This window comes from Clostridium frigidicarnis (assembly GCF_900111985.1).
In the GTDB taxonomy this organism is placed as follows: domain Bacteria; phylum Bacillota; class Clostridia; order Clostridiales; family Clostridiaceae; genus Clostridium_Z; species Clostridium_Z frigidicarnis.
This window is the reverse complement of sequence record NZ_FOKI01000003.1, coordinates 1-16,754: the sequence shown is the minus strand read 5'-3', so window position 1 is coordinate 16,754 and position 16,754 is coordinate 1. Positions and strand designations below refer to the sequence as shown.

Genomic DNA, 16,754 nt, shown 5'->3' with positions numbered 1-16,754 from the left:
AAATCAGGGATAATTGAAATGAAAAAGTATTCATAAAAAATAATGTATATAATAAATGATAAATATAGTTTAAATTTTTGTGAAATGAAAAAAGGCTATGGCTAAAAATAGATTTTTAATGATTTTAGCCATAACCTTTTTTATTTAAAAATTAAATTATATCTGATTCAAGTATCTCTTCAAAAGTTTTTTGGTTTTCCATAGATATTATTATTGATGAAGATTTTGAAACATCACCAACTAATAATCCACCTACAAGAATATTATTTTTGAAGAATAGTTTTTGATATTTTCCATTACCTTTAAAGCTTAGAGTTTTAAAACCTTCTCCATCAAAATCTATTATTCCAGCACAGAACACTTCAGTGTTTAGACCAGTAAATACTACAGAAGATACAAAACCTTGGAATTCTACAGTATCATTTGCTGCATTAGAACCAGCAACTCTTCCCATTTCAGTTGCTGCAGGCCAGTTACCGAATACTATTCCGTTAAGTTCAGAAACATCACCACAAGCATATATATCTTTAATACTTGTTTCCATTTTGCTGTTTACAAGAATTCCTCTATTACAATCTATATTTGCATCTTTTGCAATATCTATATTAGATCTTATTCCAACTGAGAATAAAACAATATCTGTTTCAATTATTTCGCCAGTGCTTAATTTAATTCCACATACTTTGTTATTTTTAGTTAAAATTTCTGATGCTGAAGAGTCAAGTAAAATCTTAATCAAAGATTTATCAGTTATAGATTTAAATATATTAGATCCTTCAGTATCTAATTGTCTTGGAAGAAGTCTTTTTGAAAATTCAACAACAGTTGTATTTATGCCAAGAGAGTTTATTTCCTCAGCAGCTTCAAGTCCAAGAAGACCACCACCTATAATTACAGCTTTTTTAGAAACTTTTAAAGCCGCTTTAAGCTTAGTAACATCATCTAAATATTTTATTGTATGGACTCCAGAAACTTCAAAGTAATTATTAGAGTTTATTGTAAGATCTTTAGAAAGCCCTGTTACCTTTGTTGGTGGTATAAAATTATAACTTCCATTTGCTAATATTAGCTTATCATAAGAGATAGAATCTTTATTATCAAAGATTAATTTTTTGTTTTCTGAATCTATTTTTTCCACAGAAGCTCCAAGTATCTCACTTATATTATTATCTTTAAACCAATTATCTTGAGCTACATAGAATTTAGAAGGATCTATTTCTTCACTTATAATATCAGAAAGTTGGGGTCTATAATAGGTTTTTGCCCTCTCTTTAGAAATCATAGTTATAGAAGCCGTTTTATTTCTAAGTCTTATATTAGAAGCAGCTTTAAATCCAGCAATTCCATTACCAAGTATTACAAAATTTTCATCTGTTTCAAGTCTAAAACCTGTATCATCACTTTTAACTTCTACAAAAGATTCTTTTGTAGCACCACAAACTATACATACTTCAGGTGGTTCTGATTCTTCAAATATTTCACCACAGACTACACATTTCCAAAGCCTATTTTTAATTTGTTTTCCGTTTGAAGGGGTCTTTTTTGAAAGAAGTTTTTGAGCAAAAGCTTCACCATAGTTAAATGCTGTTTTAAAATCTTCTTCACTTGGCTTAAATTTAACTTTAACACTTGGAAGAGCCATATCCATTCTTAATTCTTTTAACCTATTTTCCATATTAGGAACAGCTTCACCACTCCAACCAAAGGAACCAAATGCACCAGCCACTTTACCACCATGCACTAGGGGATTTAGTTTTGTAAGGATGTCTCTTATAGGTTCAAGTAAATCTGAATTTATAGTTGGAGAACCAAATAATATACCTGATGACTCATTTATATCTTTTAAGATATCATCTATTTCATGGTGTATAATGTCATAAAGTTTTATATCAAAGTCACCTTGAGATTTAATACCTTTAGCAATCTCATTTGCAATTTCTTTAGTATAGCCATAAGCAGAAACATAAGAAATTGTTACCTTATCTTTTTCACTAGAAGATTCAGGAGTACTCCAATTTTTATAAATATCTACTATTTCCCAAGGATTTTCTCTTAGTACAGGGCCATGACCAGGGCATATTACATCTATCTTAAGATCTTTTATTTTATCTATTGCTTTTAAAACATAAGGTTTAAAAGGTCCCATTATACAATCAAAATAATACTTTAAAGCATCCATGTAATGTTCTCTATTTTCTATTAAATCATTAAATACATTTTTAGAACTATAGTGAGAACCAAAAGAATCACAAGTAAATAACATGTTATCTTCAGGAACATAAGTATACATAGAATCAGGCCAATGTAGTAGTGGAGCAGAAATGAATTTCAAAGTTTTGTTTCCAAGACTTAAAGTGTCTCCATCACCCACAGTTATATAACTAAAGTCTTTATTCATTATATCTTTCATAAATTCAATTGCTGTTTCAGAGCCAACAATTTTTGCTTTAGGAGATAATTCAAGAAGCTTTGACACAGAACCTGCATGATCTGGCTCAGTATGATCTACAATTATATAATCAATTTTATTGATATCTATATCAAGAGTTTTTAATCTTTCAATATACTCATCAAAAAATTCAGCTTTTACAGTTTCAAATACAGCAGTTTTTTCACTACCTTTAACAACATATGAATTATAAGTTGTACCATAAGGTGTGTACATTATAATATCAAAAATTCTTAAATTAGGATCCAATGCACCAACCCAATAAATGTCTTTTTTAATTTCTAATGATTTCATTAATAACAACCCCTTTATATAAATTTTAATTGTCGTCTTTTAAGTTATATAAATTTGCACTAAATATGATTAACATTTTTCTAAACAAATTGAAGAAAAACATTCATTACTTCCATTTTTTATTCCTAAAACTTGAAACTTGTCTCTAATATAAACTAACAGTAGTAGACGCGTATTTGGATATGTACATTAATTAAAATTTACTTTAAGCACATAAGCTATACATATTCAAATACACCCTAAAAAAGTATAGTTTTTAAAGAAACATCCATCAGGCAGAATTAATTAATAGCTTGTACCAATTGAAATTAACTTAGTTTGTTAATTAACAGACTTTATATTAATTAAATAAATACTAGCAAGTTAAATCAATTTTAGTTAATAATTATTATCTATAAATATATTATATAATATTCTGAAAAATAGTCAAGGTAGTAAAATATCATATAACATACATTTAGGCACATTCAAAAAAATAACAAGTCAGTATGCTAGTCTATTTTGTGTCATACTTCGTCAGCGATATCAGCCCATAGTCTATGCTATGAACTAATATCACTTCCTTTTCTGACACAAAATATACATGGCATCTTTGACTTGTTATTTTATTTCATGTGCCTTATAAAAAATTAATAAGGCACATGAAAAACTTCTACATATTTATGATTAAATTACGATTATAAATATTAAATAAAAAAATATTTTTTAATTAAAATGAAAACTAGAATAATTTAGAGAATTTTAATAGAAAATGATGAAAAAGGGTATAATAATTGTAAATTTACATTAAAGGACCCTTAATTAAAGTTGACAATTTAATCTTAATGTTTTACCCTTACATATGGAAAATGACTGTTTGGTCGTTAAATTTAATGTGCATATTAATTAAAAAATGTCAATATACAAATAATTCTAACTATTGATTAATAAAAGAAGGGTATTAAGATTAAACCCTTTTAAAAAGAAGAGGTATAAGAAATGAATGTTAATAAAGCCGATAATATGGGTTCAAAAAAAGAAATATGCTTAAGGATTTTTTATGTTCTTTTGGGAAGTTTTATATGTTCTATAGCAATTAATACATTTGTAGTACCACATAAATTATTAAGTGGGGGAGTTTCAGGTATAGCTCTTATAATTCAGTATTTGACAGGTATAAACTCAGGTATAATAGTATTGCTTATTAATGTACCAATATTTATGGTAGGATGCAAAAAAGTAGACAAAGAGTTTATATTGTTCAGTTTCTTAGGTATGATGGCTCTTTCAATATTCTTAATGTTAACTAAAAACGTGAGCCAAATTTTCTATTTAGATGATGTTTTACTTTGTACTTTAGTTGGTGGCGTATTATATGGTGCTGGAGTTGGGTTAGTTTTTAAAAACAGAGCATCCCAAGGAGGTACAGATATAATATCTGTAGTTCTTAAAAAATCTAGTGGAATAGATATAGCTAAAATAGATTTAATTATAAACATAATTGTTGTTGTTATAGGTACATTTGTTAATGATATAAAGTTAGCTTTATACACACTTGTTTTAATGTATGTTAGATCTGTTGTAATGCAGAAGGTTATAGTTGGTGTCGATAAAAAGAAAGCAATATTTATTGTAACAGATAGGCATAATGAAATTGCAGAAGCAATTATGATGAAAATAGGTAGAGGGGTAACCATTTTCCACGGGGAAGGTGCTTATACAAGAGATGAAAAGAAAATTCTTTATTGTGTTGTTTCTATAAGAGAGATTGTTAGAACAAAAGCTTTAATAGAGAAGATAGATAGTAAAGTCCTTATGTCTATAATGGATGTTTCAGAGGTTGAGGGAAATGGCTTTAGAACTAAATCATTATAAATAAAGATGAGTTCTATATATGAATAATTTAAGTGGATTAGTAAAATCAAAAAAAGTTAATGTATCAATTTTTTAAAATTGGACATATAAATATATAGTGAGTAATTATTAATAGATATTTGGAAAATATATTTTTGGTTATAAAATATGAAAGACAGTCATATAAATAAAAAGGAGTAAGTTAAAAAGACAAAAATACATTTATATGGTAAAAATAGGAAAATAAAAAGAGCTTGAGGTTTATTTTCCTGTTTTGTTTGATATAATATAAGAGTAAAGTGCAAAAAATAAAAGATAGGGTGCTACTAACACCCTATCATATACAATAATTCTAGTTGCTTAGGCAGCTGGTGCATCACTATAATTATATAGTTAATAAAAATAGTAGCTTCCATTTGCAGTCGGGGCTACTATTTTTTTGACATTTTATCTATAAGCAGCACTATAAAAGTTAGTAGTGCTAGTAAAAACATGCCAGCTTGAAATAATATCATTAAACTATTGTCACTCACTTGTGTCACCTCCCTTAATAAAAGGTAAGAGACACCAGTAGCCCACAAGCAACTATATTAAATTGTATTTACAAATTATACCATAAAATAAATATTAATACTACAATAATGAGAACTCATCAAGTTGTTCTTAGAAGAACTTATTCATGGTTGTGATGGCTCTTATTCTCAAGTTTAAAATTGGAGTATTAGAGCCTTGGAGCTGATATCATCGGATAAAACATGCTTGGAGTATATATAAGCATGAATAAGTGGAGTTCTTCCTTTAAATATATATATTCTTTGCACAATGAGTTTTATGCCCAATAAAAATAAAATTCATAATAAGTACATAAATAATAATATTGTTGTTGAAAATAACGCATTGTCACATGAAATAAAGAATCATAATTAAGAAGGAACTGTTTGGAATAGTATTAAAATACTTATTTAGAACAAGAAAAATTTTAAGATAAATTTGAAGTCAAAATTTATCTTAAATGTGATGAAAGTAATACCTAATAAATTACAAAGTAAACATTTAAAGATTAACATAAATGACATATATATAATAGGAAGGAATTTTTAGAAGATATAAACTTTAATCCATTTTTGATATATAACTAATCTTCATTTTTAATTTCATTGAAAAGTTTTTATATTAGAATATGTAATAGTTTTCTAAAGGAAGTTGTGGATAATTTATGAAAGTAAGAGGTAAAGAGTTCTAAAAGTATAATCGATACTGATATGGACTAGTAAAATGTTGTTTATAGAGTTTGTTACCTATGGGGGAAATACTAATGAGTAATAATAAAAATATACTAATAATAACTAATAAAAAATTGGATGACGAAGAATTTTTTATTAAAAAAATCAGGAAAAATGAATATAGGATTTTTAATTTTATAGATAATAATTTAAAAAATATTGAAATAGCGGATATAAATCTTATACTTTTATATCATAAATTTAAAGAAGATGAAGGCATAGATATATTAAAAAAGTTAAAAAGTAATACACTTATAGGTGAAATACCAGTTATAGTAGTTTTAGAAAGTAGCTTTGAAAAATTAATTGATAAATATATTGAATTTGGAGCATATGATTTTATAACTAAACAATGTAGCTGTAAGCAAATAGAGGTACGTATAAAAAATGCAATTAAATTTTACAATACAACTCAGAAGTTAAATGAGGAAATAACTTTGTTTGACACTCTTCTAAATAATATTCCATTTATGTCGTGGTTAAAGGATAAAGACAGTAATTATATACAGGTCAATAATGCCTTTATGGAGCATAGTGGTAAAACTATGGATGAAATAAGAGGTAGAGGAGATTATTATGTTTGGGATGGAAAGATAGGTGAAAGATGTAGAGAGTTTGATCTTGTCGTAATGAATAAGAAAAAACAAATAATGTTTGATGAAATTATAGAAGGAAAAAAAGGATATAGACAATTTAATATTTATAAAGCTCCTGTTACAAATAATGAAGGAGAAGTTGTAGGAACAATAGGAGTAGCACGTGATATTACAGAACTTAAAAATAAAGATGCAAAGGTGCAAATTTTATTAGAAAATATGCCTTTTGAGGCATGGCTAAAGGATAGAAATAATATATATGTTAACGCTAACTCTAAATTTGCAGATTGTAGGAATATGAGTGTTGAAGAATTGATTGGAAAACATTTTAAAGAGGTGTGGAATAAAGAGCAAATAAAGGAGTTTGAAAGAGAAGATGTTGAGGTAATAGAAAAAAGAGGACAATTAACATTTGAAAAACCTATAGTCAATTTAAATGGTGAGGAAAGGATTCTGGAAATAACTAAAACCCCTGTGGTTGATATTTCAGATAAAGTAATGGGCATAGTGGGTGTAGCTAGAGATATTACAGAAGTTAGAAAAAAACAAAATCTAATAAAAAGATATGGGTACACAGACTACCTTACAGGATTAGACAATAGAAGAAGTCTTTATGAATATATGAACAATAAATTGAAGAATAACAAGTCTAGTATAGCTTTAATTCTTATAGATATAGATGGATTTAAAAAAATTAATGATTCTTGTGGACATCATTTTGGTGACAAAGCTTTAGTAGCTGTAGCTGAACAGCTTAGAAAAGGATCTAATGATGCGTTTGTAGCTAGGTTTGCAGGGGATGAATTCATTGTTGTATTTGAAAACATTAAGGATTACAGTGATATTTTAAACAGGGTAGAAAGGCTTAAGAATTTTCTTAACACCTATATTGAGAGTGAAGGGTGTAAATGTTATGTATCAGGGAGTATGGGCATAGGAATAGCAACTAAAAATGATAGGGATTTAGAGGGATTGCTTAGAAAAGCTGATATGGCAATGTATAAAGCTAAAATGAAAGGGAAAAGAACATATGCATTCTATGAAGATGGAATGGAATTAGAGAGGTTAAGATATATAGATATTGAAAAAGATTTACATGGTGCGATTAATAATAAAGAGATATCTGTTCATTATCAGCCTCAGTATGGTAAAGAAGAAAAATTAGTTGGATTCGAGGCATTGTTCAGATGGAAAAATGAAAAATATAAAAAAGTTCCTGTTATAGATATTATAAATATAATGGAAAAAAGTGATCTTATTAATACAATAGGGGACTGTATAATGAGAGAGGCATTCTTATTTGCAAAACAAATAAATTATAAGAGAAAAGAAAAATTAATAATATCAGTAAATATATCACCTAAACAAATAATGAGTGAAGACTTTGTTGAAAGGATCAAGGATATTATGAAGGATATTGGCGTTGATGCAAATTGTTTAGCTGTTGAAATAACTGAAATGCTATTATTAAATAATATGGAAGAAAGCATAAAAAAGATTTTGGAAATAAGAAGTTTAGGCATAAAGGTGTATCTAGACGATTTTGGAACAGGATATTCTTCCTTTAGTTATTTGTTAAAATTACCATTATCTCTTATAAAAATAGATAGAAGCTTTATAAAAGGCATTGATGAAAGAGATGATTATGTAAAACTTATAAAGTTAATAAGTGATTCAGCAAATTCTTTAAATCTTCCCATTATTGCTGAAGGTGTTGAAACTAAGAAACAAAAGGATATACTTAATGGAATGGGAATTGACTGTATGCAGGGATATTTGCTTTCAAGACCACTACCAGAAATAGATGCTAAATTATTAGTTGAAAGAATTGATAAGGTATTAAAAGACTAGATATTCATTTATAACTTAAGGAACATTCAAAAAATACATGACATCTTTGACTTGTTATTTTCTTTCATATATCTAATATTAATTAATAGGGTTGTCTTAAAAATGAGACAACCCATTTGGATTTTTTGATAGATATTTATACTATTAATAAGTTAAAAATCACAAGTTGGAGTTTATAGAGTGAAAAATATAATTTAGAGTAAGGTACATTAAAAAATAACAAGTCAGTAGCAATGAGTAATGGCAATATAGGTTTTAAAGGAGAAAATTGTGCAAAATAGACTGAATATTTAGTGAAATAACAAAGTAATTCATTAAAAAAGTCTTACTTTGGGTGTAATCTAAGGTAATTCAATGATATAATTACTATGGTATTATTTGTACATATGAATATGGGAAATTTGTTTTATATTGATTGGAAAATGGAGTTGATTTTATACTTAAATTTCGAAGTTAATTTTTGTAATATTTTAAATATAAAGGTGTGAGAATGTATACAGTATTAATAGTGTAAAAAATTAGAGTGTGAAGAATTTATAAATAAATGAAAAATTATATTTATAAATGGCTATTATTTTGATATTATAGTTAAATGAGGTTTGTACTAACCGGTCAGTAAAGAAACAATAACTTGGTTTTGTAATTTTGAACTTAATATAAGGAGGAGACAACCAATGAAAAATGCTTTAAGAGTATTTAAGAGGGACATGAAAAGTATAATAAAGAATCCTGTAGCTATGATAATAGTTGTTGGAATATGTGTTATCCCCTCTCTTTATGCATGGGTAAATATAAAGGCGTGTTGGGATCCCTATGAAAATACAGGCACTATTCCAATAGCAGTGGCCAATAATGATAAAGGAACAACTTTTAATGATGAGGAATTAAACATAGGTAATGATGTTATAGAGGAATTAAAAAATAATGACAAAGTTGGGTGGAAATTTGTTGATTCTAAAGAAGCGGAATTAGGAGTTGTTGATGGAACATATTATGCTATGATAGAGATTCCAGAGGATTTCTCAGAAGATTTAACAAGTTTAGTAACGGACAACCCTAAAAAGCCAGAAATAACATATAAAGTAGATACTAAGGCTAATCCAGTAGCGGCTAAAATTGCAGGGGCAGCTAAAACTACTTTGGTTGATGAGATAACGGCTAATTTTATTTCAACAGTTAATGAAACTGTATTTGATTCTTTTAATGAGATGGGAGAAGATTTACAAGATAAAGAAAAGAAGATAATAAGCCTTAAGGATTCCATAATAAAAGTAGATCAAAATATGGATCTTATACTTGCTGTATTAAGAAATGTTAATAGTAATTCAGCTAATTTATCTAAGTATTTATCTGAACTTAAGACTACTATGCCAGATGTAATTAATGGTATTAATACAATAGGTGGAAATAAACAAAATACAAAAAGCTTTTTAACGAATACACAAAGTACTTTAAGCAGTGCTTTTGACGATGCGGATTTTAATTTGAAACAAGCTCAAGGTTCTACAGAACGTATACAAGCTTTATTAAAACAATTATCTATAGCAGGTAGTGAAAATACTACTGTAGATACAAATGCTATATTATCTAAGATAAGTACTGAGATTGATGCAGTTAATAGTCGTATTAGTACATTAATAGTGTTTTTAGGAGATGTTAATGATTTTCATCCTAATGCAACTGTATCTCAAATGATAGTTAGTTTAAAGGATATAAGAGGAAATTTAACTGAACAAAAAAATAACTTAGATAAATTACAAAAACAAGTGGGAAATACTAATCAAGTTAATCAGGAATTAGTAAATACAATTAGTAATAATATGAGTAAGATTCATAATGATATAACAACTGAAATAAATGATTATAATTCACAAGCTAGACCACAGTTAAATGACATAGCTAATAGTCTCATAAAAGCAACAGATGATGCTTCAACACTTGTTGATTTATCACAAGGCTTAGCTGGCCAAATAGATACACTATTAGGTTCAGGGGCAGAAGGAACTGAGTTAGCAGCAGATATATCTCAAAAGTTATATGACAGATTAACTGAATATGAAGATATAGTAAGTAAAATGAGTGATGAATTAAAGACTGTAGATAATAAGGATTTAGTAAAAATAATATCAATACTTCAAAGTAATCCTGAGTTTATGGGAGATTTTATATCAGATCCATTTAATCTAAAAGAACAACCTATATTTTCAATACCTAATTATGGTTCAGCAATGACACCAGTTTATACTGTACTTGCTCTTTGGGTTGGTGGATTAATGTTAACTGCTGTTTTGAGAACAGATGTTGTAGATTTTGAAGGTAGCGAAGATATAACAATAAGGCAAAAATATTTTGGTAAGATGATTACATTTGTTACATTGGCATTAGTACAAGGACTTGTGGTTTCTATAGGAAACAAGGCTCTTTTAGGTGTGTATACAGTAAATACTTTGCTAATGATATTATTTGCTTTAATGACCTCATTTACTTTCTCAATAATAATATACACATGTGTAGCATTGCTTGGTAATGTAGGTAAAGCTATAGCTATTGTATTAATGATTATACAACTTGCAGGAAGTGGTGGAACTTATCCTATACAAGTCGATCCTATGTTCTTTAGAGTGCTTCAACCATTCTTTCCATTCACTTATGCGGTTGGAGGATTTAGAGAAGCCATAGCGGGACCGCTTGTATCAAGCGTAGCATTAGATTTTATAGTATTGGGTTTGGTGGCAGGTATCTTTATAGTAATAGGATACTTCCTAAAATCTCCATTACATCATAAAGTAAGTAAATTTGAAGCTAAGTTTAAAGAATCAGGAATTTCAGAATAATGTTACTAGATGAGGAGGCAATGGCATGAGAAAAGTTTTTAAGGTTTTTCGAAATGATTTAAGAAATATAGCAAAAAGTCCAGTAGCATTATTCATAGTTACAGGATTATGCATTCTTCCTTCACTGTATGCATGGATTAACATAAAAGCATGTTGGGATCCGTATTCAAATACTGGTAACTTACCAGTTGCAGTAGTTAATAATGATGAAGGTGCAATGTTTAATGGAAATTTCATTAATGTTGGAGATGAAGTAGTAGATTCGCTTAAGGACAATGATAAGATGGGCTGGGTATTTGAAGATGAATGGCAGGCCAATAATGGATTAAATGAAGGTAAATATTATGCCATGATAGAAATACCAGCAGGCTTTACAAGAGGATTAACAAGTTTGGCAGGTACAGATCCACAAAAGCCAAACATAATATATAAAGTAAATGAAAAGGCTAATGCAATAGCTACAAAAATTACAAATGCAGCTAAAGAAAGTGTAGCAAGAGAAATAAAAGCTAACTTTGTAGAGACTGTAAATGAGAAAGCCTTTGAAAAACTAAATACAGTAGGTGGAGAAATACAAACTCATAAACCACAGGTATTACAGTTAAATGATATTTTAACAGGCTCCATTGATGAGTTAGAAAAGGTTAAAAACCATATAAATGATGCAAATGGTAATTCGGCAAGTTTACAGGATTATTTGAGAAAAGTACAAAATGACTTGCCTGTTTTAACAGATCAAATAAATACTCTTCAAAAAGCAACCAATACAAGTAAGAACCTTATTATGTCAACACAACAAACGGTGAATTCTTTATCAGGAAATTTGAATAATGACATAATGCAGATTCAAACAACAAACAAAAAGGTTCAAGCTTTAATAACAGAGTTAAAAGAATTAAACAATGTAGCTGGGGATTCAGCACAAATAATAAAGGATGCCAACACTATAGATAAACTACTTGGCACAATGGATGATATAATAGATACAAGTATGAAGGTATTAGAAGGTCTTAATGATTTAAAAGCTAGTGGAAGTATTTCCGAATTTGTAGATACATTAAGACATCTAAAAGAAACTATAGAAAGTGGAAGAACTAATGCAGGAAATATAAGTTCTTCAGTAGAAAATGGAACGGCAACTAAGGAACATATAAATGAGATGTTGGATATATTATCTAAGACAAGTAATGAAATCTCAACACAGGTTGTTAGTGCTTCAAATGCTTTTTATTCAGGGGTTATACCTACACTTAATAGTGTTGGTAATGGACTTACTACAGGATTAACTAATGCAGATGGAGTTCTAGATAGTATAAAGGTTATAGTACCTCAGCTTAATGCTTTATCTAAGTTTGGAGTGGCAACTAGTACAGTGGCTATTGATGAAGGTAATAGATTAAATGAGAAACTTACAACATTCCAAGAAGATTTGGACAAGTTAACAGATAAGACAAAAGATTTAACAGAAGAAAACTTAAATGACATACTAGATATAATGGAAAAAGATCCAGAGGAAATGGCTTCATTTATATCTTCTCCTATTCAGTTAATTGAAGAAGAGGTTTATGATGCAGGAATATTTGGAGTTGGGTTAACACCATTCTATACAGTACTTGCAATTTGGGTTGGTGCATTGTTATCTTGTGCGCTATTAGCAGTAGAATGTGAAGAAGAGTTTAAGGAAAAAGAGAAAATAAATTTATGGCAAGAACACTTTGGTAAAATGTTATTGTTCTTAACGATAGTAATAATACAAGGTACCATTGTTACTTTAGGAGATGTATATATATTAGGGGTAAATGCTGCAGACTTGCCACTTATGTTAGGATTCACGGTGGTTACAGCAATTACTTTTACAATTATGATATACACTTTAGTTGCTATGTTTGGTAATGTAGGAAAAGCAATAGCAGTAATAATAATGGTTTTCCAAATAGCCGGAGCAGGTGGTATATATCCAATACAAACTAACCCAGAGATTTTTGGAAAAATGCAATTTTTATGGCCGTTTACTTATGCAATAAATGGATTCAGAGAAGCAATAGCAGGCCCTATATGGGAAAGTGTTAATGATAATTTATATGCATTAGGTATTTTTGCAGTGGGATTTTTAGTTCTAGTTGTTTTAAAGAGACCAATTCATAAGTTATCACATGCTATGGATCATAAGTTTAGGGAATCAGGACTTTAAACTAATTGAAAGCTTTAATTAGTGACAAGTTACAAGTTTGGTAAGTTTAATGAGAGGCAGATATGATCAGAGATGATTATGTCTGTTTTTTATTTTTTGAGTAAATTATTGACAAATTGTCTACTCGGTACTACAATGTAGATAGCTACTATGTGGCACAGGGTAGGTGAGGATATGTTTGATAAGTCACAACTTATGAGGGGAACGTTAGAGGGCTGTATTTTAAAAATAATTAGTTTAGAAGTAACCTATGGCTATGAAATCATGGAAAAACTTGCGGTTTATGGTTTTGAAGATGTTAGAGAAGGAACAATTTATCCCTTACTAGTTAGACTCGAAAAGAAAAATTTAATTTATTCAGAGTTTAGACCTTCTCCATTAGGTCCTAGTAGAAAATACTATTTTATAACAGATGAAGGGGTAGAAACATTAAATTCATTTGAAATGTATTGGAATAGTGTTTCTAAATCAGTAAATAAAATTTTAAGGTTGGGGGAAATATAGATGGCTAATAAGTTGAAAGTTTTAAAAAAAGAAAATAATATTATGGAAAAACAACTAAATGATTATAATAAAATTGTTTTAACTGATATGATACTTTATTTATATTCATCAAACTTAAAGGAATATGATATTGAGGTTATACAAAGAGATTTAATTAGTATGGCTTTAGAATATCAGCTGCGTGGAGAAGACTTTAAGAATGCTATAGGTTGTGGTTATAAAGAGTTTTGCAATGAACTTATTAAAAATGCAAGAGAAAAAACTTTATATGAAAAAATTTTAGAAAAAGCATATATTATTATTGGGGGAATTGGAATATTGTATTTATATGAAATTTTCTTTTCATCAACAATTATTAATATATTTAAATCAGGATCATTTACTATGCCAATAACCTTGGGGTTCATTGGAGCAACTTCTATTGCAACGGTAGCTGCGTTCTATATTTACTGGTATACAACAAAAAAGTCTTTTGAATTAACAAAACCTAAAATGAGTAAAGATAAGATTTTCATATTGATTTCAGGTATTTTTATATGGGTCCTTGCTGTAATTATGAGAATTAAATTTGATAAAACTATTTTGTTTTCAATAAATTGCTTGTACCCATTAGCTTTTTTTGCAACGGCTTTTGGCGTGGTGTGGTTTCTTAATAATAAAAATATAGATAAGGTAGCAAGTAAAGGCTTAGATTAGTTACAAGTAACAAATTAAAAAAATTTCTATCCTTTAAATCGCCAATGTAGTTGTAAATAAAGTATTACTTGCTAAGTAATATGCCCTTATAGGGCTAAAGCAAGCCACCTGTTTTACAGGTGGCCTTGACTCAACAGGAGTTCTAACATTAAAATTATATCATTCAAGTAAGTTATGTGTTCTCAACCTAGTAGAGCTACAAGATTATAATGTTCGAGTATTATCTCCACTCAACAATATCATTAAACTTTTTTCTAGGTCTAGGGTGCGGGCTTTCATCAGCATATCCCAATGATATAGCCGCTATTAATTGTTGTTTTTCTCCCAGCCATTGACAGATTTCACGATATGCAAAAAATATATCACAAATCCACAAGCTTCCTATACCTAAATCAGTTGCTGTTAATAACATATTTTCTATAGATGCACCAATAGATTGGATATTAGCTGTATTAAAAAATTTACTTTCAATGCTCTGTTCATCCCATAAATAATTTTCTTGTGTATTAAATATCAATATGGTGATTGGAGCTTGTTTCATTATTTTCATAGTATATTCTGCACCAGAAATGAATCTTAAACTATTTGGCAAAAGTCCTTCAAGTTTTTTTTCATTTTCAATACCTGTTTGCATTGCCTCTATCATAGAAGATTTATCTTTATTTGTAATAACAATAAATTTCCATGGCTGTCTATTCTTTGGAGATGGAGCTTTAATTGCCGAATCCAATATTTTCTCCACTATTTCTATTGGAATTTCCTTATCAATAAATTTTCTTATACTTCTTCTTTTAGTAATAGCATCAATAGTTTCCATATATAAATCTCCTTTACTTAATATAAATTTTCTATTATAAACATGTATGTTAATATCTTATCATGTTAGTCTTCTTTATTCTAATAAATTTTTTGAAACACTGATATCTATGAAATGAAAAAAGTATTGAGTTGTTGTTCTCTTTTGAAATCATTGCATTCATAATACTTTCTAAATGATTTAATTGTGGTTTAGTTAATGTGTTTATTATCATATATATTCTTTACAATACTAATAATGGCTAGAATTATGAAAACACCAATGCTTAGAACATTGAGGATTAATCCCATATTGTTGTCTACTGGTGCTGAGGTTTCTTTGTTTTCGAAAAAGTGTGCAATGATTGTTACAACAGACATGCTTAATAGCATAATTACAATATCTTTACCCAAGTTTAATGGTATATTTTGTTTTGGTGCAATAAGTGAAAAAGTCTCATTACCAATTTTATTTCTCATTTGTTCTTGCATTTCATCATAATTATTTCTCATTATTTAAATCATCCTCCCAAAATATTTCATCAAGAGTTTTACCTAAAACCCTACAAATTGATATACATAGTTTTATTGTTGGATTATAATCTCCATTTTCTATGGCGTTAATCGTTTGTCTTGTTACACCAATAGCTTCAGCTATATCCTTTTGAGACATATCTAAAGCAGCTCTAGCAGATTTAAGTCTAAGATTTTTTCCCATTACATCACTCCCTGTGATTAATTACCAATATAGGTATAGTATCATTAACGTTACCTTATGTCAAATATATATGACAAAAGGTATAAAATAAATTATATATACTATTAATGATAATTATAGAACGAGTTTTCATTTAGATGGTAGTTATGAGATGAAAAATAAATTTAAGTATTGAAAATACATTTAAATTAATTACATTTATGGTATAATAATTCCAAATAATATAATTGAATAATGAACTTGTTTTTGATAATTTGAGTAATTTTAAAAAAACTTTTAAAATTTTACATAAAAGAATCATTAATAGTACAAAAAAAATTTTTATGAACGATATATAAGGTATGTAGATAAAACATATGTTAATTAAATATCTTGAATGTGAACTGAATCTGTTAAGCTGATATGAAAAAATAGCTTAATATTTCATAGAATTGCTCGTTCTTTGAAAATTATATAAGTTTGGATAGTTTATTGTATGGTAAACAAACCTGCAATAAACGTAATTTTTGCAGGTTAATCAAAGATATTAATTTTATATTAAGCCGCTGAAAACCAAGAGTTTTTATCTGAGCTATCGCTAGCGAAGCCAGCAACTTCTGCTGGAGTACAGTTATTTAATGAACCATGTGGTCTAATAAAGTTATAGTGAAATACAAATAAGTATATTAAATTATTTGCTTTTTCAAAAGAATTAAAGCCTTTTTTAGCTT

12 protein-coding genes are annotated in these 16,754 nt (G+C 28.3%); 6 read left to right on the top strand and 6 right to left on the bottom strand.

Annotation, left to right across the window (positions count from 1 at the left end; genetic code table 11):
• Positions 1-151 precede the first annotated feature (151 nt).
• Positions 152-2,743 (bottom strand): FAD-dependent oxidoreductase, encoded by a 2,592-nt coding sequence (locus tag BM119_RS02185; protein WP_090038504.1) that lies wholly within the window; start codon positions 2,741-2,743, stop codon positions 152-154.
• A 978-nt stretch (positions 2,744-3,721) separates the two neighbouring features.
• On the opposite strand from BM119_RS02185, the gene BM119_RS02180 reads away from it, so the two are divergent.
• Positions 3,722-4,597, top strand: a complete 876-nt coding sequence (locus BM119_RS02180; protein WP_242948272.1) for a YitT family protein — start codon at positions 3,722-3,724, stop codon at positions 4,595-4,597.
• Between the two features lie 410 nt (positions 4,598-5,007).
• Here the strand turns inward: BM119_RS02180 and BM119_RS02175 are convergent, their stop codons facing one another.
• Positions 5,008-5,109: a putative holin-like toxin gene (locus tag BM119_RS02175; RefSeq protein ID WP_090038502.1), complete on the bottom strand. Its 102-nt coding sequence runs from the start codon at positions 5,107-5,109 to the stop codon at positions 5,008-5,010.
• A gap of 782 nt (positions 5,110-5,891) precedes the next feature.
• Between BM119_RS02175 and BM119_RS02170 the strand changes: the two genes are divergently transcribed.
• The 5 genes from BM119_RS02170 (at position 5,892) to BM119_RS02150 (ending at position 14,531) form a co-directional block, all read left to right on the top strand.
• Positions 5,892-8,306 carry an EAL domain-containing protein gene (locus tag BM119_RS02170; protein ID WP_177199288.1) on the top strand — a complete coding sequence of 805 codons (2,415 nt, stop codon included), beginning with the start codon at positions 5,892-5,894 and terminating at the stop codon, positions 8,304-8,306.
• Between the two features lie 674 nt (positions 8,307-8,980).
• A complete protein-coding gene (locus BM119_RS02165) occupies positions 8,981-11,140 on the top strand; it encodes a YhgE/Pip domain-containing protein (protein ID WP_090038499.1) in 2,160 nt (719 codons plus the stop codon).
• Between the two features lie 25 nt (positions 11,141-11,165).
• Complete coding sequence (locus BM119_RS02160; protein WP_090038498.1) at positions 11,166-13,331, top strand: YhgE/Pip domain-containing protein; 2,166 nt, start codon at positions 11,166-11,168, stop codon at positions 13,329-13,331.
• A 174-nt stretch (positions 13,332-13,505) separates the two neighbouring features.
• On the top strand, positions 13,506-13,835 hold the full coding sequence (locus BM119_RS02155; RefSeq protein ID WP_090038497.1) for a PadR family transcriptional regulator: 330 nt from the start codon (positions 13,506-13,508) through the stop codon (positions 13,833-13,835).
• Positions 13,836-14,531 (top strand): hypothetical protein, encoded by a 696-nt coding sequence (locus BM119_RS02150; protein WP_090038495.1) that lies wholly within the window; start codon positions 13,836-13,838, stop codon positions 14,529-14,531.
• Positions 14,532-14,751: 220 nt separating this feature from the next.
• On the opposite strand, the gene BM119_RS02145 is transcribed toward BM119_RS02150, so the two are convergent.
• From BM119_RS02145 to BM119_RS02130, 4 genes are all read right to left on the bottom strand, one after another.
• Positions 14,752-15,348 (bottom strand): nitroreductase family protein, encoded by a 597-nt coding sequence (locus BM119_RS02145; RefSeq protein WP_090038493.1) that lies wholly within the window; start codon positions 15,346-15,348, stop codon positions 14,752-14,754.
• 191 nt (positions 15,349-15,539) lie between these two features.
• Positions 15,540-15,839: a hypothetical protein gene (locus BM119_RS02140; RefSeq protein ID WP_090038491.1), complete on the bottom strand. Its 300-nt coding sequence runs from the start codon at positions 15,837-15,839 to the stop codon at positions 15,540-15,542.
• Positions 15,829-16,044, bottom strand: a complete 216-nt coding sequence (locus BM119_RS02135; RefSeq protein ID WP_090038490.1) for a helix-turn-helix transcriptional regulator — start codon at positions 16,042-16,044, stop codon at positions 15,829-15,831. The genes BM119_RS02140 and BM119_RS02135 overlap by 11 nt, the downstream gene beginning before the upstream one ends.
• A gap of 537 nt (positions 16,045-16,581) precedes the next feature.
• Positions 16,582-16,754 (bottom strand): integrase core domain-containing protein (locus BM119_RS02130; protein WP_143087283.1); only part of this gene is annotated, 173 nt, incomplete at its 5' end.

What these genes read in the sequence shown, in the direction of transcription:
- BM119_RS02185 (WP_090038504.1), bottom strand. Translation starts at nt 2,743, where the DNA reads ATGAAATCATTAGAAATTAAAAAAGACATTTATTGGGTTGGTGCATTG.
- BM119_RS02180 (WP_242948272.1), top strand. Translation starts at nt 3,722, where the DNA reads ATGAATGTTAATAAAGCCGATAATATGGGTTCAAAAAAAGAAATATGC.
- BM119_RS02170 (WP_177199288.1), top strand. Translation starts at nt 5,892, where the DNA reads ATGAGTAATAATAAAAATATACTAATAATAACTAATAAAAAATTGGAT.
- BM119_RS02165 (WP_090038499.1), top strand. Translation starts at nt 8,981, where the DNA reads ATGAAAAATGCTTTAAGAGTATTTAAGAGGGACATGAAAAGTATAATA.
- BM119_RS02160 (WP_090038498.1), top strand. Translation starts at nt 11,166, where the DNA reads ATGAGAAAAGTTTTTAAGGTTTTTCGAAATGATTTAAGAAATATAGCA.
- BM119_RS02155 (WP_090038497.1), top strand. Translation starts at nt 13,506, where the DNA reads ATGTTTGATAAGTCACAACTTATGAGGGGAACGTTAGAGGGCTGTATT.
- BM119_RS02150 (WP_090038495.1), top strand. Translation starts at nt 13,836, where the DNA reads ATGGCTAATAAGTTGAAAGTTTTAAAAAAAGAAAATAATATTATGGAA.
- BM119_RS02145 (WP_090038493.1), bottom strand. Translation starts at nt 15,348, where the DNA reads ATGGAAACTATTGATGCTATTACTAAAAGAAGAAGTATAAGAAAATTT.
- BM119_RS02140 (WP_090038491.1), bottom strand. Translation starts at nt 15,839, where the DNA reads ATGAGAAATAATTATGATGAAATGCAAGAACAAATGAGAAATAAAATT.
- BM119_RS02135 (WP_090038490.1), bottom strand. Translation starts at nt 16,044, where the DNA reads ATGGGAAAAAATCTTAGACTTAAATCTGCTAGAGCTGCTTTAGATATG.